Origin of the sequence: Enterococcus sp. AN402 (assembly GCF_040719405.1) — a bacterium.
GTDB classification, from domain to species: Bacteria; Bacillota; Bacilli; order Lactobacillales; family Enterococcaceae; genus Enterococcus; species Enterococcus faecalis.
The window spans coordinates 59,481-83,682 of sequence record NZ_JBFDTM010000004.1; the positions used below are offsets into that span (position 1 = coordinate 59,481).

Consider the following 24,202-nt stretch of genomic DNA (forward strand, 5'->3'; position numbering starts at 1 on the left):
ATGAAGAAATCAAATAAGGTTTTAATTGCTAGTTGCTTTGTCTTTATTCTTCCTTTTTTATTATTTTTAGGTGTATTTTCTTCTAGTGAAAGCGGAGATTCTTCCCAGTTTCAGCCTGCTACACCACAGGAAAAAGTAGCATTAGAAGTTTCTAACTACGTGACGTCACACGGTGGAACGTTGCAGTTTGCAGCCGCTTGGATTGGCAATATGGAACATGAAAGTGGATTAAATCCTGCTAGAATTCAAAGTAATTTGGCTTTAAATCCTTCTATTGCTTATAACGCTAGTTTAGGCGGTTATGGAATTGGATTAGGGCAATGGGATTCAGGACGAAGAGTTAATTTATTAAATTTTGCAAAAAGTCAAAAAAAGGAATGGAAATCAGTAGCTTTACAAATGGATTTTGCATGGAATAAGGATGGTTCTGATAGTGACTTACTTAAAAGAATGTCTAAATCAAAAGATGTGAATACACTTGCGGTAGATATTTTGAAGCTGTGGGAACGAGCTGGAACAAAAGATGATCCTGTAGAACAAGTAAAAAGAAAGACTAGTGCTAATAATTGGTATAAGCGACTTTCTACAGGTTCGATGGGCGGAGGTTCAGCCAATATTGGTGGAGGAGAAATTGATATTTTAGAAAATGTACTGGGACAAACTATTAATGGTGGGCAGTGCTATGGCTTATCTGCTTTTTTTGTTGAAAAACAAGGAGGTTTTCAAATGATGGGTACAGGACATATGTTTGCGAGTGAGATTGGTAATGATTACAATTGGCCGTCAATAGGTTGGAAAGTGATAAAGAATCCAAACTACTCGGATATTAAAGCAGGAGATGTTATTAATTTTGGACAAGGTGGTGTGGCTACTAGTATTTATGGACATACTGGTGTTGTTGCAGGCGTAGAAGGCAAAGGAATATTTACAACATACGAGCAAAATGCGGAACAAGGTCAAATTGTTGCTAAGTATTCTCGGACTTGGGGATTAGATTTTCCACATGTGACCAGCATAGTAAGGAAGTAGGAGGAACTATGAATGATTTTGAGTAAGAAAAGTGGTTTAACTAATCGTCAGATAAAAGAAATCTGTTCGAAATTTAACTGTAGAAAAAATGAGTTTGCAGTTCAAAAGTACCAAGATGGTTTTTTAGTAGCTGTGAATAATAAAGAGTATCGTGTTAAATTTTCTGAGGGAATTTTTTCAAAGGTTGTGTATATTAAAGAAGTGCAACGCATTTCAAAGAAAGTAGGTAGAAAATGAAAAAGTTAAGTTTAGTAGTTTTAGTATTAGGTGTTGGATTAATATTTTCTGCTTGTGGAGGAAATACCAAAGGTCATGAAACGGTGGCTTCGTCAACAACTGAATCGGCGACTATGAAACCAGTTGATAATATAAATACTACGAAAAGAAGTGAAGTAACTGAAAAAAGTAGTACCAAGTCTATACAGAGTAAGGATAAATCAACGGAAGAAAAGGTATCTAACACTTACCAGTTGGTAGAGGACTTTGGAAATGCTTATGCTAATTTTTCTAGTATCAATGATCGTAACGAAAAATTGAAGAAATTAATGACTGCTGAATGTATAAAGAAAAATGGTATTGATGTGAAAACTGGTGCAAAATTGGAAAGTAAAGGTGAAGTAAGTTCAATATATCAAAATGATAAAAAGGAATACGCAGTCGTGCTTGATTGTGAACAAAACGGAACAAAAACAAGGGTACTTTTACTGGCAAAAGTGAAAGGGAATAAGATAGCAGAAATTACCTATAACTCAGTGAAACAAGAGTATTAATTTTGATATACAATTTTTTGCTTTATTTAATAGTATTACGTTTATATAAGTTAGGAGATGATAAAATGAAAAAGGCAGCTTCAATTGTGTTGATGGTTGTTGCAATTTTTATGATATCTGCCTGTGGTTCTAAATTAGATAAAACAGGTGAAGAATTTAAAGACTCTATAATTAAAGATTCTGCATATGGTGATGAGTATTCAGAAGATAGTTTTAGTTTTTTGATGTATAAAGATAAAGACACTAATCGTTATTTGGCTGATATTTGGGTTCCTGTTAAAGATGAGCCTAGTGCATTGGAGTATTTTTATTATTATGATGAAGATAAGCAGTTAGATAGTACAAAAAGCAAAGTAACTTTTGATGATATGAAAGCTAGTGGTAACTATGAAGTTATCTACAAGTCGGGTAAATTTAAATAGAAATTCAATTTTAATGAACATTTGACATAGGGTAGTGCTAATTAAGTACTGCTTTTTTTTATGTAATTAAATAGAAGGAGATGGTATTATTAATGTTAAGTACTGTGACAAAAAAAGACATTATTAGCCTTGGATTTTCTCCATACCAATCACAACGTGTTATTCGTGAAGCCAAAGCTTTACTAGTAGAAAGAGGTTGCCACTTCTATAGTGGTAAGAAAATCTCTTGTGTTCCTGTGAGTGTAGTTGAAGAAATTTTAGGAATAGAGGTTAATAAAGGTGGCAAAGACATCAAATGTTTATAAAGACAAAAAGACAGGTAAGTATTATTTTGTTGCAAGTTTGGGTTTTGATTTAAAAGGGAAAAGAATACAAAAATTTAAGCGTGGATTTAAGACAGCAAAGGAGGCAAAAAAAGCTTATAATCAGTTTATGATTGATTATCAAGAAAAACGTGAAAAGATTACATTTGGTAATTTTTACGAAGAATATTATAAATGCTGGTACAAAAATCATGTTAAGGAAGGTACTTTTAAGACCAATACAGGTATAATTGAAAATCATTTATCTATCTTTAATGAGGTACAGATAAATGCTATTGAAACGGTTGATTTACAAAAATTGATTAATTATTTATCTGGTGAGTATAAAACTAAAACAGGTGAAAGTTTATCTCCAGAGTATATTAATTTAATCATTTGTAATATTCAATCCGTATTCGAGCGAGCTTTTATTTTTGGATTTATTGATGAAGATATATCAAAAAAAGTAAGTAGAGTTCGAGTTGAAGAGAAAGAAGTTAACATTTGGACTATAGATGATATGCAAAAAGTAATGCTGCTTAGTGATGAAAGCGATAGTTTATTGTTCTTTAAAAAAATGTTTTTTAGATTTTTATTCATGACAGGTCTTCGGCTAGGTGAAGCCTTAGCTTTGAATTGGGAAGATGTTGATTTTGACAGTAAAGTTGTTTATATTAATAAGACGATGCTTGTTAAAAATAAAAGAGAGTTTAGAACTACAACGCCAAAAACAAAAAGTAGTATTAGAACGGTATCTCTTGACGATGAAACGCTACGGCTTTTTGAAATATGGAGAGAACAGCAATCTCCTTTAAAAATAAACCTTATATTTTCTATAGATGGTGGAACATTGGCTAAGTCTACAACGCATGGCTGGCTTAAAAAACTTTGTGACTTAGCAGATGTGCCAGTGATTAAAATACACGCTTTAAGACATTCTCATGCTTCTATGTTAATTGCCCTTAAGGAAGATTCACTGGTTATTAAGGAAAGATTGGGTCATAGTCGTATAACAACCACTTTAGAAAAATATGGGCACCTTTATAATGGAAGAATGAATGATGTTTCTAAGAAATTAACTGATTTAAAAATTTAGAATAGTAATTGTTAGCTTTATTGTTAGCAAATATAATGAAAACTAATTGTAAGCTTTGTTTTAAAGCGATTTAGAAAGGGATTAATAGAAAGTGAAATATACAGAAATTATGGTTCGCTATGGCGAATTATCAACTAAAGGAAAAAATCGTAAAACGTTTATCATGCAGTTAGCACAAAATGTGAAACGTGCGTTAGCTGATTTTCCAGCATTGAAAATCCATGCAGATCGAGATAGAATGCATATTTTATTAAATGGGGAAGATAGTGAAGAAGTGATTCCGAAACTAAGTAAAGTGTTTGGAATTCAAAATTTTTCGCCAAGTATTCGTATTGAAAAAGAAATGCCAGCGATTCGTGCAATGGTTCAAGAGGTTGTTCGGGAAGTTTATACGCCAGGTAAGACGTTTAAAATTACTGCTAAACGCTCGGACCATTCATTTGAACTTGATTCAAATGGCTTGAATCAAGAATTAGGTGGGGCCGTTATTGAAGCCATTCCGGAAATTCAAGTACAAATGAAAAAGCCTGATATTAACTTAAGAATTGAAATTCGTAAAGATGCGGCGTATTTATCTTATGAAACGATTCGCGGTGCGGGTGGATTGCCAGTGGGCACCAGTGGTCGTGGTATGTTGATGTTGTCAGGAGGCATTGATTCACCAGTTGCTGGTTATTTAGCTATGAAACGTGGCGTGGAAGTGGAAGCTGTCCATTTTGCTAGTCCGCCTTATACAAGTGAACAAGCGTTACAAAAGGCTAAAGATTTAGCTGAAAAATTAGTCCCTTATGTAGGAACTATTCAATTTATTGAAGTGCCCTTTACAGAAATTCAAGAAGAAATAAAACGAGTTGTTCCCCAAGGCTACTTAATGACCATTACACGACGTTTAATGTTACGCTTAACAGATGCAATTCGTGAAATGCGGAAAGGTTTAGTCATTATTAACGGTGAATCGTTAGGACAAGTGGCTTCGCAAACACTTCAAAGTATGGTAGCAATTAATGAGGTTACCTCAACACCGATAATTCGACCCGTTGTTTCAATGGATAAGACAGAAATTATCGAAATTGCCGAAAAAATTGACACGTTTGAATTAGCCATCCAACCCTTCGAAGATTGTTGTACAATTTTTGCGCCACCGCAACCGAAAACACGACCGCGCTTGGATAAAGCGCAAGATTATGAAGCGCGCTTAGACTTGGAAGGTTTAATGGCTCGGGCCTTAGAAGGACTCAAAATTACAGAGATTTCAGCAGAAACAGCGAAAGATAAACAAGAAGACGAATTTGCAGATTTCCTATAAGAAATAAATACAGTGACGGTCGCTTAGACGTCACTGTATTTATTTTGTACTTATTTCACAAACAAGTTGCTCGGAGAGGGGAACCGTGATAAACTGAATATGTGAAGTAGGTAACAAGGAGGACAGAGGATGGAGAAAAAAATGCCTAAAGCAACGGCAAAACGTTTGCCGGTTTATTTACGTTATTTAAAAATGTTAGGGGATTCTGGTGTTAAACGCATTAAATCACGAGAGTTTAGTGAAATGATCCAGATTCCTTCTGCAACGATTCGGCGTGATTTTTCCCACGTTGGTGAACTGGGCCGAAGCGGTTATGGTTACGATGTGCCGTATTTAATTGAGGTATTTAGTAATATTTTAAATACGCAAGAAGAAAAAAGAATTGCTCTGATTGGTTGTGGCAATTTAGGCAAGGCATTATTAAAAAATAATTTTAGACGCAACGAGAATTTGAATATTGTCTGTGCTTTTGATAATGATTCAGCTTTAGTTGGCACCACGATTAATGGATTATTAGTTCATGATATGTCTGAGTTAGAAGCATTCGTTCGACAAGAAGGGGTCACGGTAGCCATTTCTACAGTACCAAGTCACCATGCCCAAAAAGCCATCGACAAAATTGTACAAGCGGGTGTGACTGCGATTTTAAATTTTGCGCCAGACCGTGTCAGTGTGCCAGCCAACGTTAGTGTGCAGTATATTGATTTAACAACGGAACTGCAAACACTGATTTATTTTAATGAAACTTTTTCACTAGCAAATAGCCCAAAGCAATAAAATTGTCTTCATAAAAATCCTCTACTATACTTATTATTGAAAGTGGAAAAGGAGGATTTCAGAATGAATGTTACAAGAAAAGGGCACGTATTAGAATTGACAGGTGAGCAGCCTAAAGTTGGCACAAAAGCCCCCGTCTTTTCTTTGAAAAATTTAAACAACCAAGAAATCAACTTGGCAGATTATAAAGGTAAAACGGTTTTAATTAGTGTGGTTCCTGATATCGACACACGTGTTTGTTCACTGCAAACGAAACGTTTCAATCAAGAAGCGGCGAAATTAGACGGTGTTCAGATTATCACGATTTCCAATAACACAGTTGAAGAACAAGCAAATTGGTGTGCCGCTGAGGGTGTCGAAATGGAAATGCTTCATGATACTGAAGACTCATTTGGTGCAGCTTATGGTTTGTATATTCCAGAAATGGGCCGTTTAGCACGTGCTATTTTTGTGATTGACCCAGAAGGAACGTTAGTTTATGAAGAAATCGTCTCAGAAGTTTCGTCGGAACCCGATTATCAACAAGCGTTAGAAGCTGCAAAAAAAGTGTAATCCCTCTAGATTACAAATTGACTTTGCTTGCGCTTCATTGTAGAATGAAGCAAAGACAGCGAACAAGAGGAGTATCATTGGCGTCGTTTTAGAGAAAAAGTCGTTCAGGTGCAAGACTTTTACACAACCAGTGAGAAGGTAGCTTGTGAGTCAATGGTTTGAACACAGTACGTTAGTAGAACGATTCGTTTCGTGAACGTTATCTCACGAATGAGTGGCATTTGAATGAATTCAATTCAAATGCAATTTAGGTGGTACCGCGTAAATAAGATGAATCTACGCCCTAAAATACGAAAGTATTTTAGGGCGTATTTTAGTGTTTAGCCCAAAAAACTCATTTGTAAAATAATTACCGCTCCAAATCGCGTATTTTAAGAAAGAAGGGGAAAAAATGTCAGAAGAAAAAAACTTACCAACGAAATATCAACCGACAGAAATCGAAGCTGGCCGTTATCAAAAATGGCTAGATCAAGATTTATTTAAACCAAGTGGCGACAAAAAAGCAAAGCCCTATTCAATTGTTATTCCACCACCCAATGTAACAGGGAAACTACACTTAGGGCATGCTTGGGATACAACATTACAAGATATGATTATCCGCCAAAAAAGAATGCAAGGCTTTGATACGTTATGGCTACCAGGAATGGACCATGCCGGAATTGCCACGCAAGCAAAAGTAGAAGAGAAACTAGCACAACAAGGAATTTCACGTTACGACTTAGGTCGTGAAAAATTTGTTGATCAAGTGTGGGAATGGAAAGAAGAATATGCTTCTCACATTCGTGAACAGTGGGCAAAAATGGGCCTTTCTTTAGATTACAGCCGTGAACGTTTTACTTTAGATGAAGGGCTATCTGAGGCCGTTCGTAAAGTGTTTGTCTCTCTTTACGAGAAAGATTTGATTTACCGTGGTGAATATATCATTAACTGGGATCCAAAAGCGAAAACAGCATTGTCTGATATTGAAGTAATCCATAAAGATATTGAAGGAGCTTTTTACCACATGAGCTACCCATTATCAGATGGTTCTGGCGTTGTTGAAATTGCGACAACGCGTCCTGAAACAATGTTGGGAGATACGGCGATTGCGGTCCATCCAGAAGATGAACGGTATCAGGAACTTATTGGTAAGACAGTTGTCTTGCCATTAGTCGATAAAGAAATTCCAATTATTGCAGATGACTATGTAGATATGGAATTTGGAACAGGGGTTGTAAAAATCACACCTGCTCATGATCCAAATGACTTTGAAGTCGGTAATCGTCATGACTTACCTCGAGTAAATGTTATGAACGAAGACGGCACGATGAATAAACTGGCTGGAAAATATGAAGGAATGGATCGTTTTGCTGCACGTAAAGCGATTGTCTCTGACTTGAAAGAATTAGGTCGCTTAATTAAGATCGAAACAATGAATCACAGCGTGGGCCATTCAGAACGAACAGGCGTTGTCGTGGAACCTCGTTTATCGACCCAATGGTTTGTAAAAATGGGACCATTAGCTGAAAAAGCAATAGAAAATCAAAAAACAGAAGACGCTGTTGAATTTTATCCACCACGCTTCAATCAAACATTTTTACGTTGGATGGAAAATATTCATGACTGGGTTATTTCGCGACAATTATGGTGGGGCCATCAAATTCCTGCTTGGTATCACAAAGAAACGGGCGAGATGTATGTTGGGATGGAAGCACCAGCCGACAGTGAAAACTGGGTTCAAGATAGTGATGTCTTAGATACATGGTTTAGTTCTGCATTATGGCCATTTTCAACGATGGGTTGGCCGGACGAAGCAAGCGAAGATTATCAACGTTACTTCCCAACAAGCACATTAGTTACTGGCTATGATATTATTGCCTTTTGGGTAAGTCGTATGATTTTCCAAAGCTTAGAGTTTACAGGCGAACGTCCCTTCCAAAATGTCTTAATTCACGGCTTAATTCGTGATGAGCAAGGACGCAAAATGAGTAAATCATTGGGGAATGGGATTGATCCAATGGATGTCATCGAAAAATATGGCGCAGATGCGTTACGTTGGTTCTTATCAAATGGTTCAGCACCTGGTCAAGATGTTCGTTTTAGTTATGAAAAAATGGATGCTTCTTGGAACTTTATCAATAAGATCTGGAATGCAAGTCGTTTCGTTATTATGAATGTAGAAGGTATGACTGCTGCAGATATTGACTTTAGTGGTGAAAAGACTGTCGCTGATCGTTGGATTTTAACGCGCTTAAACGAAACAGTCGCCCGTGTGACAGAATTATTTGATCGCTTTGAATTCGGTGAAGCAGGTCGCCAATTATACAACTTCATCTGGGATGATTTCTGTGATTGGTATATTGAAATGAGTAAAGAAATTCTTTACGGAGAAAATGAAGCAGCTAAACAAACAACACGGAGCATCTTGGTGTACACATTGGATCAAATCTTACGCTTATTGCATCCAATTATGCCATTTGTAACAGAAGAAATTTGGGAAAAAATTCCGCATCAAGGTGAGTCATTGGTTGTGGCAGAGTACCCAGTTGTTCATGAAGAATTTAACGATGAAGCAGCAGCTCGAGGAATGGAAGTTCTGAAAGAAGTTATTCGTTCGGTTCGGAATATTCGAGCAGAAGTGAATACACCACTTTCTAAACCAATTACTTTGTTAATTAAAACAAACGATACAGAAGTAGAAGAATTTTTAACAGCTAATACTAGCTACTTGGAACGCTTCTGTAACCCAGAGGAATTAGTCATCAGTCGTGAAATAGAAGCGCCAGAATTAGCCATGTCCGCTGTTTTAACAGGCGCAGAACTATTCCTACCATTAGCTGGTTTGATTAATATTGAAGAAGAAATTGCTCGCTTAGAAAAAGAATTAGACAAATGGACAAAAGAAGTCAAACGTGTGCAAGGCAAACTTTCAAATGAACGTTTTGTGTCAAATGCACCAGATGAGGTCGTGGAAGCAGAACGTGCAAAAGAAAAAGACTACCTTGAAAAACAAGAGGCTGTCAAAGAACGGATTGCCCAATTACGTTCAATCTAAAAAAGAAAAGACAACAAAACCAACGTTTGGTTTTGTTGTCTTTTTGTTATAATTTGCCAAATAATTGAAACAAATACAACATTAAGTAGCTGTAAGTAGCCACAGACCAGAATTTCAATAAAAGAACAATTTTCATGAATTCTTTTAAAGAAATATCTGTAATTCCCGCCACTAAACAAACAATATCATCTGGAGCGAAGGGGACTAACATAGTAAAGATTAAAAGCTTTTTGACATTGTGTTCATTTTTGTCTAAAATCTCTTCAAATTTTTTGTATTTATTGGGTGAAAGGATTATTTTTACAAAGCTACGTCCATAGTAACGAACCAGTAAAAAGCCAATAAACTCACCAATAATCAATCCAAGATAGCTATACAAAAGGCCTTGCAAATTGCCAAACATCAACATTCCTGCAACAGAAGAGATTCCTCCAGGTAGAATAGGGATAATCACTTGGACGATTTGTAAAAGAACGAAACACAGAACCGCATAGTTACCAAACTGTTTAATAAAAGCTTGCAAGGAAGCAACAGAATGAAAAATTCCTCTGGAATATCCCCATAGAATTAAGCCGAAGAAAAGCACCAGTCCAACTAGGGGTAACCACCGAATGAGTTCATTTAAAAATTTTTTCTGATTAGTCATGAGTGGCCTCCTGACGTTTTCGACGGTATTTTTTAAAGCCAAGATAACCAGCCGTTCCCAGTAAAATCGTTCCGCTGACGGCAGTGCCGAGATAAATCATTCTTGGATGATAGGCAAAGGTTAACTGCTGTTTGCCAGCTGGAACTTCAACAGCTAAAAAGCCACCTAGAATGCGTTGTGTTTTTAATGGTTCTTTTTGTAGCGACGATTTGACTTGCCAATCTTGGTCATAAGGAATGGACGTATACAGTAACTGAGTGTCATTTCCAGGTACATTCAGTGCGCCATTTAAATGGCCTTTTTTAGTTGCATTCACGTGAAGAGCTTGTTGGCGTAATTTGTCAACCGCAAGATTAAAGGCTGTTTGGTCTAAAGTTTGAAGCTGCCAATTAGTTAAATCAACCACTTGTTCAGCAGTTAGTGACAGGGTCACGGTAGTTCCTTTTTCAAAATGCCCTAAATTGAACAGCTGATTGGTTGCAATATAAATTGGCGTCGAGATAACTTGTTGGTTTACCTTCAATTGTGTAACCTTTTTCCATTTTAAATTCGGAATATAAAGATGCAAGTCGCCAGTGCTATTCACTTTAAAGGTTGCTTCAATTGTTTCGTTGGTATGATGAGGTTCATTTATCAACGAAGCTGTTTTAAAGTAAGGTTTATCCGTCGGCACGAGCATTTGCAGGAGTTCTTCTTGGGCATCTAAAGGATTATTTTTTGCTAATTTTAACTTGGTTAATGCGGTTGGCGCCAAAAAGCCCATACCGATTGCTTCATCATTTTCCATGATTTTTGTGGAACCAACTGTTTTTAGCAATTTTTCACTCGTAGGTTTTTCAATTGGTAAAAAGTCATATTTCACATTTAAAAGTAAATTGGTTAGTTGTGAATTATCCACATAAGCAATCCGGCGATCATTTTTTCGATATAAACCTAGCGCACTTAATGTGTCTTGGGTAGTGGCAGTTAAAGTCGAAGTATAGCTAGAAACGCCAGCATAGCCATAAAGTAAAGGATTGTTGTAGCCGTTATTGATTTCACGGAACCCTGTTTCTTTGGAAGGAATGACTTGTTTCATGCGATAAAGTTCTGGTGCTGAGGCCATTTTTTCATCGATTAATTGGCTGTGTTTTCGGTAATCTTGGGCAAATGTTGCTTGGCTACCAAAGGGCATGTGTTTAAAAGAAATCCAGAAATTCGTTGTTAATTCTGTGCTGACCAGTAAGAATAAAGCCACGACTACATAGTTTCTTAAGGCCTTTTTGTGTGCTAAACGCAAGCAAAAGAAAATCAACCAAATAAAAAGTAAACTTAGCCATAAATAATTGATCGAAATTAAGAGATTTTTTTGTGGACCATAATACAAAGATCCGTAGCCAATGACTAACAGCAGACTAAAAATAATAGGTGCGGTCCAAGGAATGGTCACTTTTTTAAGCCAAACTTCATAGGCAAAGACAATCAATAAAAAGCTAAAGATAAAGACATTTCGGTATGGGAAACCAGCTGGGCTTTGAAACATGTGCCAGACAGTGTTAAAGGCTTCTAACCAAAAGCTTAAAAAGAGAATGAATAAAAGAATCGCTGAAGCTATTCTTTCTTTTAACGCAATTTGTTTCGTTTGAAAATAGGCGACACAGAGGAGTGTCACAAATAATCCAGCAAAAACGGTTGGTAAATGGTCTAAACGCAACTCATAATTAATAGAACCTAAGCCTAATTGCGAGAAGAATGAAGTGTTGAACTTAGGCGTTAAAAAGAACGTCGAGACATCAAAATCTGCTTTTTTTGTATAGAGCATTCCTTCTGCTGCAGGTAATAATAAAAAGCTAGTTGCGGTTCCTGTTAAAAAAGAAACGAGGATGAATAACGGACTTTGTTTAAAAAATTGCCGAATAGCATGGGCTTGGGTATTCTTTTTAAAGAACCAATAGATACTGTACAAAACAGCAAAGAGACAAATCATATAACCCATGTAGTAATTCGTCACAATCGCTAAAAACAGGGTTATACTGTATAAGCCCCATTTGCGTTGATCCCATAAACGTTGGAGTCCCAATAAGATAAGCGGGAATAGAATCAGTGCATCCAACCACATAAAGTTTTGGCTATAGACGGTGACAAAGCCACAGAAACTATAGGACGTTGAAAAAAGTAACGTGGTGCCATCAACTTTTTGATAGGTGTATTTTAAATAGCTAAACATCGTAGTGCCCATCAAGGCAAGTTTTAAGGTAATAATCCATAAAATTGCTATAGGTAATTGTTCATAAGGAAAAAAGAAAGCCAACACATTAAAAGGGCTCAGTAAGTAATAGGCTGCCAAAGGAACAATCGACTCACCAATCTCATTGGAAAAAGAGTAGAATGTAGTTATTCCCTCGTGAAAAGAGCGTTTAAAAAAACTCAAGAAAGGCATGTATTGCGTGCCTAAATCACTAACTAATAAGTTGTTGTCACCAAAAGGCGCAAGTTGTAATGTCATCCATACAAGCAACAGAAGTAAAAACGGCAAGAAAAAACTTCCTAACCATAAAAGCTTCGATTTGTTTTTCATCAAAATAAGTCCACCTTTATAAAAAAATCATGAATAAGCGTGTTGAACGCTCTAAAAATAGTTTTTAATTGGCTGGCTGGAACGAACCATCCAGAATGTTAGTTTACCATAAGTTCATTAATGTATCCGCTAATAACGCAAAATTATGAAAAATGCAAAAAGTTTTCAAGAAAAAGTTTCAATTGGTTATTAGTGAAAAAGTCACCTAACTTAGTTATAATGTAGAAGAAGACAAGGAGTTGGACAAGATGCAATTAACAATAGAAGAAGCCATTGAATGGATTCATAGCCGGTTACCCTTTGGTTCAAGACCTGGTTTGGATCGGATTAATGCGTTATTAGAAAAAATTGATCATCCAGAAAACAAAGTGCCAACGATTCATATCGCAGGAACCAATGGTAAAGGCTCAACCGTGACATATTTACGCTGTCTATTAGAAGAAATGGGCTTGAAAGTCGGAACCTTTACCTCTCCTTATATTGAATCATTTAATGAAAGAATTGCGATAAATGGTCAACCAATTTCAGACGAACAATTGATTACCTATGTGGAGAAGTATCAACCAATCATTAAAGAATTAGACCAAATCACTGAAGTGGCTGGAATTACAGAATTCGAAACATTGACAGGAATGGCCTTGGACTATTTCGTGAATGAACAAGTGGATATCGCAGTTGTTGAAGTTGGCTTAGGTGGATTACTTGATAGCACCAATGTCGTGAAGCCATTATTGACGGGAATTACGACAATTGGGAAGGATCACACAGAAATTTTAGGTGAAACAATTGCTGAAATTGCCTATCAAAAAGCGGGTATTATTAAAGAAAAAGTCCCAGTAGTAACAGGCAATATTTGTGCTGATGCGCTAGCAGTCATTGAAAAAGTCGCACAAGAAAAACAGAGTCCAATTTTTCGTTTTGGCAAAGAGTATCAAGTGGAATATCTACATCCTGATACACATTGGGGGGAAGTATTTAATTTCTATGGAGAAATGGGCAAACTGACAAAGATTAAAGTTCCCTTGTTGGGGCGTCACCAAGTAGAAAACGCGGCGGTAGCTATTCAATTATTTGACAAGTATTGCCAACTACAACATTTGCCGTTTAAAGAACGAGACATTACTCAAGGGTTAGCTAAAGCGCAATGGCCAGCTCGAATGGAACGTCTTAGTGATGAACCGTTGATTGTTTTAGATGGTGCCCACAATGATCATGCAGTAAAACGCTTAGTTGAAAACTTGCGCAAAGAGTTTCCACAACACACGATTCATATTTTATTTTCAGCTTTAGCAACTAAAGATGTGGATGAGATGATTCAGGACTTAAAGCAAGTATCGAATGCGCATCTTTACTTAACTAGCTTCGATTATCCTAAAGCTATTGCACTTACAGAAATGGAAAAATATGAAGACGATTTAACAGAAATTGTGTCTTTATGGCAATTTGGCTTAGGCGAAATTTTAGAAAAAATGTCGACAGATGATTTATTATTAGTAACAGGTTCATTATATTTTGTTTCTCAAGTAAGAGAATTACTTTTAACTATAGGAGGAAATGATGAAGAAATTTGATGGCGTAATTTTTGATATGGATGGGTTGCTTTTTGATACGGAGTTGATTTACTATACATCTACTCAAAAAGTAGCAGATGCAATGGGGTTACCATATAGTAAAGAAGTCTATTTAGACTATGTTGGGATTTCCGATGAAGAAGTACAAGAGAATTACCGACGTATTTATGCGTCCTATGGTCACGACACAGTGGAAGAATTTATCCGCCGTTCTTATGAGGATACCCTGCAAGAGTTTCGATCTGGTAACGTCCCTTTAAAACCAGGGGTGGTGGAATTCCTTGACTTTTTAGATGATCAAAAAATTCCTCGATTAGTTGCTTCAAGTAACGTCCGTCCAGCAATTGAAATGTTATTAAGCCATGCTGGGATTCAGGATCGTTTTGTAGGGATCGTTTCAGCAGAGGATGTTAAACGAGCAAAACCGGACCCAGAAATTTTTCAAAAAGCTCGTCAACTTTTAGGAACAGAAGCCCCGAAAACCTTGATTTTCGAAGACTCATTTCATGGGGTAAGTGCGGCTCATAGTGCGGGCATTCCAGTGATCATGGTACCTGATTTATTGCAACCAACTGAAGTTATCCAAGAGAAAACATTACATGTCTTGGAGAGTTTACATCAAGCGCCACATTATTTAAAATAATAAAAACAACACTCCTTTGCGTAGTTTATTAATGACTAGCAAAGGAGGTTTTTTTTATGCAAGTATCGGATCTGTTTATTCGCGAGATGCCGAGTGATTGTTTACCACGAGAACGGCTCTTAGCGATAGGAGAAAAAGCATTATCGAATCAAGAGTTGTTGGCGATTCTGTTACGAACTGGCTCAAAAGAAGCAGACGTGATGACTGTTGCCGCAACGCTATTAAAACAGTTTAAGCAACTTTCTTATTTGCAGCAAGCCACGTTGAACGAGTTAATGGCTATTAAAGGTATTGGACAAGTGAAAGCCATTGAATTACGTGCGGCCATTGAATTGGGGTGTCGAATTTATCAAAGTAGTCAAATCAAATTTGGCAAAGTTACGTCCAGTCAACAAGTCGCTCAACGATTACTCCAAGAGATGAAGGGGCTGCAACAAGAACATTTAATTTGTATTTACTTGAATACCAAGAATGACATTATCCAACAGAAAACGATTTTCAAAGGTTCACTGAATCAAAGTATTGCTCATCCACGCGAAATTTTTCGGGAAGCGGTTAAATATTCTTCTGCTCGCATACTATTAGCTCATAATCATCCATCTGGCAATCCGACACCGTCTCCACAAGATATTCAATTTACCAAACGAATGGAAGAATGTGGCGAAATGATGGGGATTCAATTGTTGGATCATATTATTGTTGGTGATAGCGGATACATTAGTTTGAGAGAAGAGAATTTTTTTGCTTCAGAATGAGGACAATTCTTGCAAAAATATTTTATCACGTGTAAAATGAAAGGGTAATCTTGTTTGGAATTATGTAGACTTTTTAAATTTTTTTAAATATTCTATTGGAAGCGAGCAAAGTTACGACTATTTATGTGCAAATGCACGAGGAGGAACAAAAGAATGGAACAAGGAACAGTAAAATGGTTTAACGCAGAAAAAGGTTTTGGGTTTATCTCACGCGAAGACGGAAGCGACGTATTCGTACACTTCTCAGCTATCCAAGGTGATGGTTTCAAAACTTTAGAAGAAGGTCAAGCAGTGACTTTTGATGTTGAAGATTCAGACCGTGGCCCTCAAGCAGTTAACGTAGAAAAAAACTAATAAAAAATAATCCAAAAACACCTAACGCATGTTAGGTGTTTTTTTGTTAGAAAAAATAGAGAAGAAAAATGAACAAACATTTTTCTTCTCTATTAAATGAGAGCTTTATTGATCACTAACTGTGGCAGTCATAATCATTGGCAGAATCATTGGATGACGTTCTGTTTGTTCAAACAAGAAAGGCTGTAAAGCGGTCGTCATGGCTTCGCCTAATTTTGCTTCGGTACAGTTTTTATCTTTCATTGCTTCACGTAGAGCATTGAATAAAAGACGTTGGCCTTCATGAATCATATCACCAGACTCACGCATGTAGACAAAACCACGGGAAAGAATGTCTGGACCAGCCATAATTTCTTTATTTTTAATATCAACCGTTGCTACCGCTAAAACTAAACCTTCTTCAGATAAGATACGACGATCCCGTAAAACAACATTCCCGATATCACCGACACCATTTCCATCAACGTACACGTCATTAGCGTTGAAGTGACCAGCAGGACGTGCGCTATCAGCCGTTAAAGCTAAGACATCGCCGTTGCCCATGATAAAGCAATTTTCTTCAGGAACCCCTGTATCTTGAGCGAGCGAAGCATGGATTTTTAACATTCTAAATTCACCATGAACAGGCATGAAATATTTAGGCTTCATCAAACGAAGCATTAATTTTTGCTCTTCTTGTCCACCGTGACCAGAAGTATGGATATTATTGATTTTTCCGTGGATAACTTCTGCACCGGCTTCAGATAATAAGTTGATTAAACGGTTAACGCTTGTCGTATTCCCAGGAATTGGTGAACTTGAGAAAACAACCGTATCGCCTGGTTGAATACTAATTTGGCGATGTGTACCGTTAGCAATCCGACTAAGCGCGGCCATAGGTTCTCCTTGAGAGCCAGTACATAAAATCATTGTTTCATTTGCTGGCAATTGATTCAGTTCCGCCGCATCGACAAACGTTCCTTTTGGCACTTTGATGTAGCCTAAGCGTTCGCCATTGACAATGGCATTTTCCATGCTACGACCAAAAACAGCAATTTTGCGACCGGTTTTCACGGCTGCATCAGCAGCTTGTTGTAAACGGAAAATGTTTGAAGCAAAACTGGCAAAGATAATCCGACCATCAATTTTTTCAAAGATTTTTAAAATAGAGGTCCCAATTGTTTTTTCGGATTTTGTAAAGGTGGGTATTTCAGCATTGGTACTGTCTGAAAGAAGACAAAGGACGCCTTCTTCACCTAATTTCGCCATTCTGTGTAAGTTGGCTGGCTCACCAACGGGTGTAAAGTCAAACTTAAAGTCACCTGTTGCGACAATGTTACCAGAAGGCGTTTTAACCACAACGCCCAAGGCATCAGGAATACTGTGAGTCGTCCGGAAAAAGCTAATCGCTGTTTTTCTAAAACGAATCACCGTATCTTCATTAATTTCGTGTAATTCCGCTTCTCGCAATAAACCATGTTCATCTAGTTTGTTGGTAATTAAAGCCAAGGCTAGTGGTCCCGCATAGATTGGGATATTCGCTTGACGTAAAAGATAAGGAACGCCACCAATATGGTCTTCGTGACCGTGGGTAATAACGAGTGCTTTGACTTTATGCAAATTTTGAACGATGTAGCTATAATCTGGAATCACGTAGTCAATCCCAAGTAAATCATCTTCTGGGAATTTGATCCCAGCATCAATAATGATAATTTCATCTTGGAATTGTACCCCATATGTGTTTTTTCCAATTTCGCCTAAACCACCGATTGCAAAAACGCCAGTTTCGTTATTTTTTATGTTTACTTTCATGTTAAAACTCCGTTAGAGTGAAGTCCGCATGTTCTTGCTCGTAAGCAAGATGTTTTTCGTCTAATAATTGAACGTATTCAATATTGTATGGGGTATTTTCTTCAACTAATTGGCGCACGATTACATCGCTATCGGCTTCCATGTAAAGAGATTTTGTGTCTTCTCTTTTTGGGTTTCTGATTTTTGTTTCTTGATAGTATACTTTGTAAATCATCGATTCATTTCTCCTTCAGCTACTAATAGTAGCAATTTATAGTTTTTTTCATTTTAAGACAGAAAATTAAACACAACAAAACGAGGTGCTGATCACCTAAAAAAGAATGCTCATCAAAAACATCTGTTAATGATGAAATGAAGCCTCGACTTTGCTTCATTCTGGGTATTTGATTTTATGTGTTCTTTTTTCAACCGTCCCGTGTGTTGTGAATAACAACAATTAAGCTTATTTTATCATAGAATGATAAGGAAGTATAGAAACACTCACTGGACTTTTAAAAAAAACAAACTTCTTGTTTCACCTTATTCTTGATCAAGTTCGAGTGCCTTTTTTTTAGGACGCCAATACCAACTTAAGCCAATCACGTGGGCTAAATAAACAATCGCTAAAGTCGTGGTCATCAACGTATTTCGGACAATTAAACACGGAATGGCAAATAAAAGAAACATGGAAATAAATAGTTTCCATTTACCTTTACGAGTAATTTTTTTCTCAAAGAAGGCTTCTTGGATATATTTTTGATAATAAGAAGAAGCTAAAAATTTGTTATAAAGTTTATCTGAACTACGCATCCAAAAAAAGGCCGTTAATAAATAAAAACCAGTGGTGGGTAAAAGCGGCAAAAAGATTCCTAACGTGCCTAAAGCAAACGTACAGGAACCGAGAAAAATGAAGAATAATTTTTTCATTCAAAGGGTCCTTTCAGTTTTTCCCAATTATGGCACAATCAAAAGGAAGTAGCAATTTTAATCGTATAAGTAAATCATTAAAATTATCTATTTTTTAGAAAATCTAAAAGAGAAAGGATAGAAAGAGAAAGGCTGTTTTTTCTAGCCAGACAGCTTGTATTACCGATTTCTTTTTGATACAGTGGGAGTACTAGAAAATTTAAAGTAAGATAAGAAGGAGATGATTAATTGAAGTTAATGTGGCGTTACACAATGCGTTATAAGAAATTACTTTTTGCTGATTTTATTTGTGTGTTTGGTTTTATTTTGATTGAATTAGGTTTGCCGACCATTTTAGCACGAATGATTGACAAAGGAATTATTCCTAGAGATATGGACTATATTTATCAGCAAGGGATTTGGATGGTCGTAATTACGATTATTGGTGTCGCAATGAATATTTTGCTGGGGTACTTTGGTGCCAGAATTACAACAAACATTGTTCGTGATATTCGTGATGATTTATTTGAAAAGATTCAAACTTTCTCACACAGTGAATATGAAAGTATTGGGGTTTCTTCCTTAATTACGCGAACTACCAATGATGCATACCAAATTATGCTCTTCATGGGAAATATTTTACGTCTTGGCTTTATGACGCCAGTGATGTTTATTGCCAGTCTTTACATGGTGATGCGGACGAGTCCGTCGTTAGGAATGTACGTTTTAGGTGCCTTGCCTTTTCTACTGCTAGCCGTTGTCGGAATTGCTCGTTTGTCAGAACCGTTATCTAAAAAGCAACAAAAGAACTTAGATGGAATCAATGGGATTTTAAGAGAAAATCTTTCTGGATTGCGGGTAATACGCGCATTTGTTAATGAAAAATTTGAAGAATCTCGTTTTAATAAAGTTAATGAAACTTACACTAAAAGTTCAAAAAGCCTGTTTCGTTTAATGGCAGCAGCCCAACCAGGGTTCTTTTTCTTATTTAATATTGTAATGGTCTTAATCATTTGGAGCGGGACTGTTCAAATCAGCCATGGGGATTTAGAAGTTGGGAATTTAATTGCTTTTATTGAATATATTTTTCATGCGCTGTTCTCGTTTATGTTATTTGCCAGTGTCTTTATGATGTATCCACGGGCTGCGGTTTCGGCTTCACGGATTCAAGAAGCCTTAGATATGGAACCAGCTATTCGTGAAGAAGAAGGCGTAACAGAAACAGCTACTAAAGGCTATCTAGAGTTTAAAAATGTAACCTTTGCCTATCCTGGACATGCGGAAAGCCCAGTAATTCGCAATGTAAGTTTTAAGGCGTCACCTGGTGAAACAGTGGCCTTTATTGGGAGCACAGGTAGTGGGAAATCAACATTAATTCAATTGATTCCACGGTTTTATGATGTATCAGAAGGTGAAATTTTAATCGATGGAGTGAACGTAAAAGAGTACCAACTTAGTGCATTACGCAATAAGATTGGCTATATTCCACAAAAAGCGTTACTTTTTACTGGTACAATTGCTGATAACCTTCGCTACGGTAAGGAAGATGCGACGTTAGAAGAAATGGAACGAGCAATTGACATTGCTCAAGCAACAGAATTTGTTTCACAAAAACCGCAAGGCTATGATGAACCTCTTTCAGAAGGTGGCACGAACTTTTCTGGTGGTCAAAAACAACGTTTAGCTATCGCACGGGCGATTATTCGCAATCCGGAAATTTATATATTTGATGATAGTTTTTCTGCGTTAGATTATCAAACAGATGCAAATTTACGAGCGCGTCTGAAAAAAGAAACAACAGAATCCACTGTTTTAATTGTGGCACAACGTGTTGGAACAATTATGCATGCGGACCGCATTGTTGTTTTAAACGAAGGCGACGTGGTCGGAATTGGCACACATCGTGAATTACTTGAGACTTGTCCAATTTACTATGATATTGCGGCTTCTCAATTGTCAGAGGAGGAATTAGCATGAAACACGCCTTTTCTTCTATGAAACGAATCGGTCGCTATATTAAACCGTACCGAGTGACGTTTTATTTAGTTATTTTATTTACAATATTAACCGTGGCCTTTAATGCAGCGTTGCCTTATTTGACTGGATTACCAACGACAGAAATTAGCCGTAATATTGCGGCCGGTGAATCAATCAATTTTGATTATGTAATCCAATGTTTAATTTGGATTTTAGTTGTGGGAACAGGTTATTGTGTGGCACAATTTTTGTCAGGCTTTTTAATGACGAATGTCGTTCAACAATCCATGCGCGATTTACGTCGAGATATTGAAGAAAAAATCAATCGTTTGCCAGTTTCTTATTTTGATAAGAACCAACAAGGAAATATTTTGTCACGGGTGACGAACGATGTGGATGCTGTCAGCAATGCGATGCAACAAAGTTTTATTAATATTGTTTCGGCAGTCTTAGGTATTGTGATGGCGGTAGTGATGATGTTCTTAATCAATCCGCTGATGGCGATTTTTTCAGTGATTATGATTCCGTTGTCTCTGATTATTTCAAGAACAATTGTTAAAATCTCCCAGAAATATTTCCAAGGAATGCAAAATTCTTTAGGAGACTTAAATGGTTATGTCCAAGAAAATATGACTGGGTTCAGTGTTTTAAAACTATATGGTCGGGAAAAAGAAACCCTTGAAGGCTTTAAACAAGTTAATCATCGTTTAAATGGTTTTGGTTTCAAAGCATCCTTTATCTCAGGATTAATGTTGCCATTGGTTCAGATGACCGCTTATGGGACCTATATCGGGGTAGCTGTCCTTGGTAGTTACTATGTGGTTGCTGGTGTGATCGTAGTGGGGCAATTACAAGCGTTTATTCAATATATTTGGCAAATTAGCCAACCAATGGGGAATATTACGCAGTTGTCTGCAGCTTTACAAAGCGCTTCAGCTTCGACCATGCGGATTTTTGAAATCCTAGATGAACCAGAAGAAGAACTTAACGAACAAGATGTTCCTTTACCAGAACCTATTTTAGGCTCTGTTGAATTTGAAAATGTCAGCTTTAGTTATGACCCAGAAAAACCGTTAATTCGTAATTTGAACTTTAAAGTTGATGCGGGCCAAATGGTTGCGATTGTGGGACCAACTGGCGCTGGGAAAACAACCTTAATCAACTTACTGATGCGTTTTTATGATGTAACGGAAGGCGCCATTAAAATTGATGGTATTGACACGAAAAAAATGAACCGTAGTGATGTCCGTTCTGTATTTGGAATGGTATTGCAAGATGCTTGGTTGTATAAAGGTACCATTGCAGATAATATTCGTTTTGGGAAGTTGGATGCCACGGATTATGAAGTTGTGGATGCAGCGAAAACGGCCAATGTGGATCACTTCATTCGGACAATGCCAGACGGGTATGAAATGGAAATCAATTCTGAGGGAGATAACGTTTCCCTTGGTCAAAAACAATTGTTGACCATTGCCCGAGCGGTAATTTCTGATCCGAAAATTTTGATTTTAGATGAGGCGACTAGTTCAGTCGATACACGCTTGGAAGCCTTAATTCAAAAAGCAATGGATCGTGTTATGGAAGGACGAACGAGTTTCGTTATTGCCCACCGCCTATCAACTATTCGTGAAGCTGATTTAATTCTTGTTATGAAACAAGGAGAAATCATTGAAAAAGGTACGCATCATGAGTTGCTGAAACAAGGTGGCTTCTATGAAAAACTATACAATAGTCAATTTGCTGAAGAAGGCGACTATGAGGAATAAAAAGAGGTCGGGACAGAAGCGTTTAACTCCGAGAAATAAGAAGGAATTTCCGAAAATTGTTCTGTAATTTTTGGAGAATTCCGGCTTATTTCCGAAGGAGTTGCTTTTGTTCCCGCCGTTTATCAGTTTTTGAGCGTGGAGCAAAAATCCAAAGTGATTTTTGTCCCACGCTCTTTTCTTGTCTTTTTTACTATGAAAGTGAGGAATTCTTGTCTATACTTAATGAAAAGAGGTGACAGGGTTTGAAAAAAGAGTATTTTATTGCTGCTAGTGCAGATGTCTATGGAAACGTACAACTAGCGAAGGATAGTAATATTTGGTTTCAGTCGGTCTTAAGAGGTGACAGTAACACAATTACCATTGGTGAAGGTAGTAATATTCAAGATGGCACGATTATTCATGTTGATGAAGATGCCCCGACAATTGTAGGCAAGTATGTAACAGTGGGTCATCAATGCATGTTACACGGTTGTAAAATCGGTGATGGTGCTTTGATTGGCATGGGTTCAACCATTCTAAATAACGCTATTATTGGAGAAAACAGCCTGATTGGTGCGGGTTCTTTAGTGACGGAAGGCAAAATTATCCCGCCAAATGTTTTAGCATTTGGTCGACCAGCGAAGGTTATCCGTCCGTTAACGGCAGCAGAAATAGCTAGTAATCATACGAACGCCTTACATTATATTCAACGAGCAGAAGAATTTCGCCAACAAAAATACCCGAAACTAACATAGAATTAGGAGGAAAATGATGAAGAAAATTAAAGTAATGACGGTTTTTGGAACACGGCCAGAAGCAATCAAAATGGCTCCCTTAATCAAAGTTTTAGAAGAGCAAAGTCAAGGATTTGACTCTGTAGTAGTCGTAACAGCGCAACATCGCCAAATGTTGGATCAAGTGTTAGAAGATTTTCAAATTACACCGAATCATGATTTAAATATCATGAAAGATGGGCAAACCTTAACAGATATTACAAGTCGTGTTTTGAATTTATTAACTGAGGTTCTTGTGACAGAACAGCCGGATATTGTCTTGGTTCATGGCGATACAACCACGTCATTTGCGGCTGCATTGGCTGCTTTTTATCAACAGATTCCGGTGGGACATGTGGAAGCAGGATTACGGACCTGGCAAAAATATTCTCCGTTTCCGGAAGAAATGAATCGTCAACTGGTAGACGTGTTAACTGATATTTATTTTGCCCCAACCACTCAAAGTAAGGACAATTTAATCAAAGAAAATCATCCAGAAGAACATATTTATGTGACTGGCAATACAGCGATTGACGCGATGGCGTACACCGTTGATGCCCACTATCAAAATGATTTATTGGAAAAAATCCCTACAGACCAACGCATTGTACTAATTACAATGCATCGTCGTGAAAATTTAGGCCTGCCAATGGCAAATGTTTTTAAAGCTGTTCGTCGGCTTGTAATGGAACATCCAGAAATTGAAGTCATTTTCCCTATGCACAAAAATCCCAAAGTCCGTGAAATAGTAGCGGAACACTTAGGTGAATTAGCTCGTGTGCATTTAATTGAACCATTGGACGTCAAAGATTTTCAAAATTTTGCAGCGAAAAGTGCGTTAATTTTAACTGATTCTGGCGGTGTGCAAGAAGAAGCTCCTTCCTTAGGTGTGCCAGTTTTAGTTTTACGAGATACAACAGAACGTCCGGAAGGCGTAGCGGCAGGAACATTGAAATTGGTTGGTACAGACGAACAAGTAGTCTATCAAGAGGCGAAAACATTATTGACTGATTCTGATGCTTACCACGCGATGGCGCATGCACAAAATCCGTATGGGGATGGTCAAGCTAGCCGTCGAATCGTTGAAGCCATTGCCTATGAAATGCAGCAATCAGATAAAAAACCAGATACGTTTACAGCAAAATAAATAAAAAGGCAGAGAAGTGCTGAAAAATGTGCTTCTTTTGCGTATCTTATTTTGAAGAATCAATTAGACA

23 protein-coding genes and 1 other annotated feature are annotated in these 24,202 nt (G+C 37.2%); of the genes, 18 read left to right on the plus strand and 5 right to left on the minus strand.

The window, feature by feature from the left end; genetic code table 11:
* From AB1I62_RS01630 to AB1I62_RS01675, 10 genes are all read left to right on the plus strand, one after another.
* Positions 1 to 1,029: a phage tail tip lysozyme gene (locus AB1I62_RS01630; protein ID WP_033594352.1), complete on the plus strand. Its 1,029-nt coding sequence runs from the start codon at positions 1 to 3 to the stop codon at positions 1,027 to 1,029.
* Between the two features lie 12 nt (positions 1,030 to 1,041).
* Positions 1,042 to 1,266 (plus strand): hypothetical protein, encoded by a 225-nt coding sequence (locus AB1I62_RS01635; RefSeq protein ID WP_002371406.1) that lies wholly within the window; start codon positions 1,042 to 1,044, stop codon positions 1,264 to 1,266.
* The gene (locus AB1I62_RS01640) at positions 1,263 to 1,799 is read left to right on the plus strand and encodes an EF0163 family protein (RefSeq protein WP_033594329.1); all 537 of its coding nucleotides are present in this window, start codon (positions 1,263 to 1,265) and stop codon (positions 1,797 to 1,799) included. Before AB1I62_RS01635 ends, AB1I62_RS01640 begins: the two co-directional genes overlap by 4 nt.
* A 65-nt stretch (positions 1,800 to 1,864) precedes the next feature.
* Positions 1,865 to 2,221, plus strand: a complete 357-nt coding sequence (locus AB1I62_RS01645) for a lipoprotein (RefSeq protein WP_010823197.1) — start codon at positions 1,865 to 1,867, stop codon at positions 2,219 to 2,221.
* 92 nt (positions 2,222 to 2,313) lie between these two features.
* Positions 2,314 to 2,526 (plus strand): DUF3173 domain-containing protein, encoded by a 213-nt coding sequence (locus AB1I62_RS01650; RefSeq protein WP_002399131.1) that lies wholly within the window; start codon positions 2,314 to 2,316, stop codon positions 2,524 to 2,526.
* Positions 2,501 to 3,619 carry a site-specific integrase gene (locus tag AB1I62_RS01655; protein ID WP_002365190.1) on the plus strand — a complete coding sequence of 373 codons (1,119 nt, stop codon included), beginning with the start codon at positions 2,501 to 2,503 and terminating at the stop codon, positions 3,617 to 3,619. The genes AB1I62_RS01650 and AB1I62_RS01655 overlap by 26 nt, the downstream gene beginning before the upstream one ends.
* A 91-nt stretch (positions 3,620 to 3,710) precedes the next feature.
* A complete protein-coding gene (thiI, locus tag AB1I62_RS01660) occupies positions 3,711 to 4,925 on the plus strand; it encodes a tRNA uracil 4-sulfurtransferase ThiI (RefSeq protein ID WP_002359156.1) in 1,215 nt (404 codons plus the stop codon).
* A gap of 129 nt (positions 4,926 to 5,054) precedes the next feature.
* Positions 5,055 to 5,702, plus strand: coding sequence for a redox-sensing transcriptional repressor Rex (locus AB1I62_RS01665; protein ID WP_002365189.1), 648 nt, complete (start codon positions 5,055 to 5,057; stop codon positions 5,700 to 5,702).
* A 63-nt stretch (positions 5,703 to 5,765) separates the two neighbouring features.
* Positions 5,766 to 6,254, plus strand: coding sequence for a thiol peroxidase (tpx, locus tag AB1I62_RS01670; RefSeq protein WP_002355111.1), 489 nt, complete (start codon positions 5,766 to 5,768; stop codon positions 6,252 to 6,254).
* Between the two features lie 49 nt (positions 6,255 to 6,303).
* Positions 6,304 to 6,543, plus strand: a binding site (T-box leader).
* 102 nt (positions 6,544 to 6,645) lie between these two features.
* Positions 6,646 to 9,288, plus strand: a complete 2,643-nt coding sequence (locus tag AB1I62_RS01675) for a valine--tRNA ligase (RefSeq protein WP_048737552.1) — start codon at positions 6,646 to 6,648, stop codon at positions 9,286 to 9,288.
* Positions 9,289 to 9,334: 46 nt separating this feature from the next.
* On the opposite strand, the gene AB1I62_RS01680 is transcribed toward AB1I62_RS01675, so the two are convergent.
* On the minus strand, positions 9,335 to 9,934 hold the full coding sequence (locus tag AB1I62_RS01680) for a TVP38/TMEM64 family protein (protein ID WP_048737553.1): 600 nt from the start codon (positions 9,932 to 9,934) through the stop codon (positions 9,335 to 9,337).
* Entirely contained in the window at positions 9,927 to 12,491 is a 2,565-nt protein-coding gene (locus AB1I62_RS01685; RefSeq protein WP_048737556.1) for a YfhO family protein, read from the minus strand. Before AB1I62_RS01685 ends, AB1I62_RS01680 begins: the two co-directional genes overlap by 8 nt.
* Positions 12,492 to 12,739: 248 nt before the next feature.
* On the opposite strand from AB1I62_RS01685, the gene AB1I62_RS01690 reads away from it, so the two are divergent.
* The 4 genes from AB1I62_RS01690 to AB1I62_RS01705 all read left to right on the plus strand — a co-directional run bounded on the left by AB1I62_RS01690 (position 12,740) and on the right by AB1I62_RS01705 (position 15,814).
* On the plus strand, positions 12,740 to 14,062 hold the full coding sequence (locus tag AB1I62_RS01690; protein ID WP_048737558.1) for a folylpolyglutamate synthase/dihydrofolate synthase family protein: 1,323 nt from the start codon (positions 12,740 to 12,742) through the stop codon (positions 14,060 to 14,062).
* Positions 14,046 to 14,705, plus strand: coding sequence for an HAD family phosphatase (locus tag AB1I62_RS01695; protein ID WP_016616796.1), 660 nt, complete (start codon positions 14,046 to 14,048; stop codon positions 14,703 to 14,705). The genes AB1I62_RS01690 and AB1I62_RS01695 overlap by 17 nt, the downstream gene beginning before the upstream one ends.
* A gap of 56 nt (positions 14,706 to 14,761) precedes the next feature.
* On the plus strand, positions 14,762 to 15,460 hold the full coding sequence (gene radC / locus AB1I62_RS01700) for a DNA repair protein RadC (RefSeq protein WP_002365188.1): 699 nt from the start codon (positions 14,762 to 14,764) through the stop codon (positions 15,458 to 15,460).
* Positions 15,461 to 15,613: 153 nt separating this feature from the next.
* Positions 15,614 to 15,814 (plus strand): cold-shock protein, encoded by a 201-nt coding sequence (locus tag AB1I62_RS01705; RefSeq protein WP_002355121.1) that lies wholly within the window; start codon positions 15,614 to 15,616, stop codon positions 15,812 to 15,814.
* Between the two features lie 105 nt (positions 15,815 to 15,919).
* Here the strand turns inward: AB1I62_RS01705 and AB1I62_RS01710 are convergent, their stop codons facing one another.
* The 3 genes from AB1I62_RS01710 to AB1I62_RS01720 all read right to left on the minus strand — a co-directional run bounded on the left by AB1I62_RS01710 (position 15,920) and on the right by AB1I62_RS01720 (position 18,511).
* The gene (locus AB1I62_RS01710) at positions 15,920 to 17,605 is read right to left on the minus strand and encodes a ribonuclease J (protein WP_002355122.1); all 1,686 of its coding nucleotides are present in this window, start codon (positions 17,603 to 17,605) and stop codon (positions 15,920 to 15,922) included.
* A 1-nt stretch (position 17,606) separates the two neighbouring features.
* The gene (locus AB1I62_RS01715) at positions 17,607 to 17,819 is read right to left on the minus strand and encodes a DNA-directed RNA polymerase subunit epsilon (RefSeq protein ID WP_002355123.1); all 213 of its coding nucleotides are present in this window, start codon (positions 17,817 to 17,819) and stop codon (positions 17,607 to 17,609) included.
* 305 nt (positions 17,820 to 18,124) lie between these two features.
* Positions 18,125 to 18,511, minus strand: coding sequence for a YbaN family protein (locus AB1I62_RS01720; protein WP_002355126.1), 387 nt, complete (start codon positions 18,509 to 18,511; stop codon positions 18,125 to 18,127).
* A 228-nt stretch (positions 18,512 to 18,739) separates the two neighbouring features.
* Between AB1I62_RS01720 and efrA the strand changes: the two genes are divergently transcribed.
* The 4 genes from efrA (at position 18,740) to wecB (ending at position 24,132) form a co-directional block, all read left to right on the plus strand.
* Positions 18,740 to 20,467 carry a multidrug efflux ABC transporter subunit EfrA gene (efrA, locus tag AB1I62_RS01725; protein ID WP_010818536.1) on the plus strand — a complete coding sequence of 576 codons (1,728 nt, stop codon included), beginning with the start codon at positions 18,740 to 18,742 and terminating at the stop codon, positions 20,465 to 20,467.
* Positions 20,464 to 22,233, plus strand: coding sequence for a multidrug efflux ABC transporter subunit EfrB (gene efrB / locus AB1I62_RS01730; RefSeq protein WP_010824164.1), 1,770 nt, complete (start codon positions 20,464 to 20,466; stop codon positions 22,231 to 22,233). Before efrA ends, efrB begins: the two co-directional genes overlap by 4 nt.
* A 242-nt stretch (positions 22,234 to 22,475) precedes the next feature.
* Positions 22,476 to 22,967 (plus strand): gamma carbonic anhydrase family protein, encoded by a 492-nt coding sequence (locus AB1I62_RS01735; RefSeq protein ID WP_002355129.1) that lies wholly within the window; start codon positions 22,476 to 22,478, stop codon positions 22,965 to 22,967.
* 13 nt (positions 22,968 to 22,980) lie between these two features.
* Positions 22,981 to 24,132, plus strand: a complete 1,152-nt coding sequence (wecB, locus tag AB1I62_RS01740; RefSeq protein WP_002402063.1) for a non-hydrolyzing UDP-N-acetylglucosamine 2-epimerase — start codon at positions 22,981 to 22,983, stop codon at positions 24,130 to 24,132.
* The last annotated feature ends 70 nt before the right edge of the window (positions 24,133 to 24,202 follow it).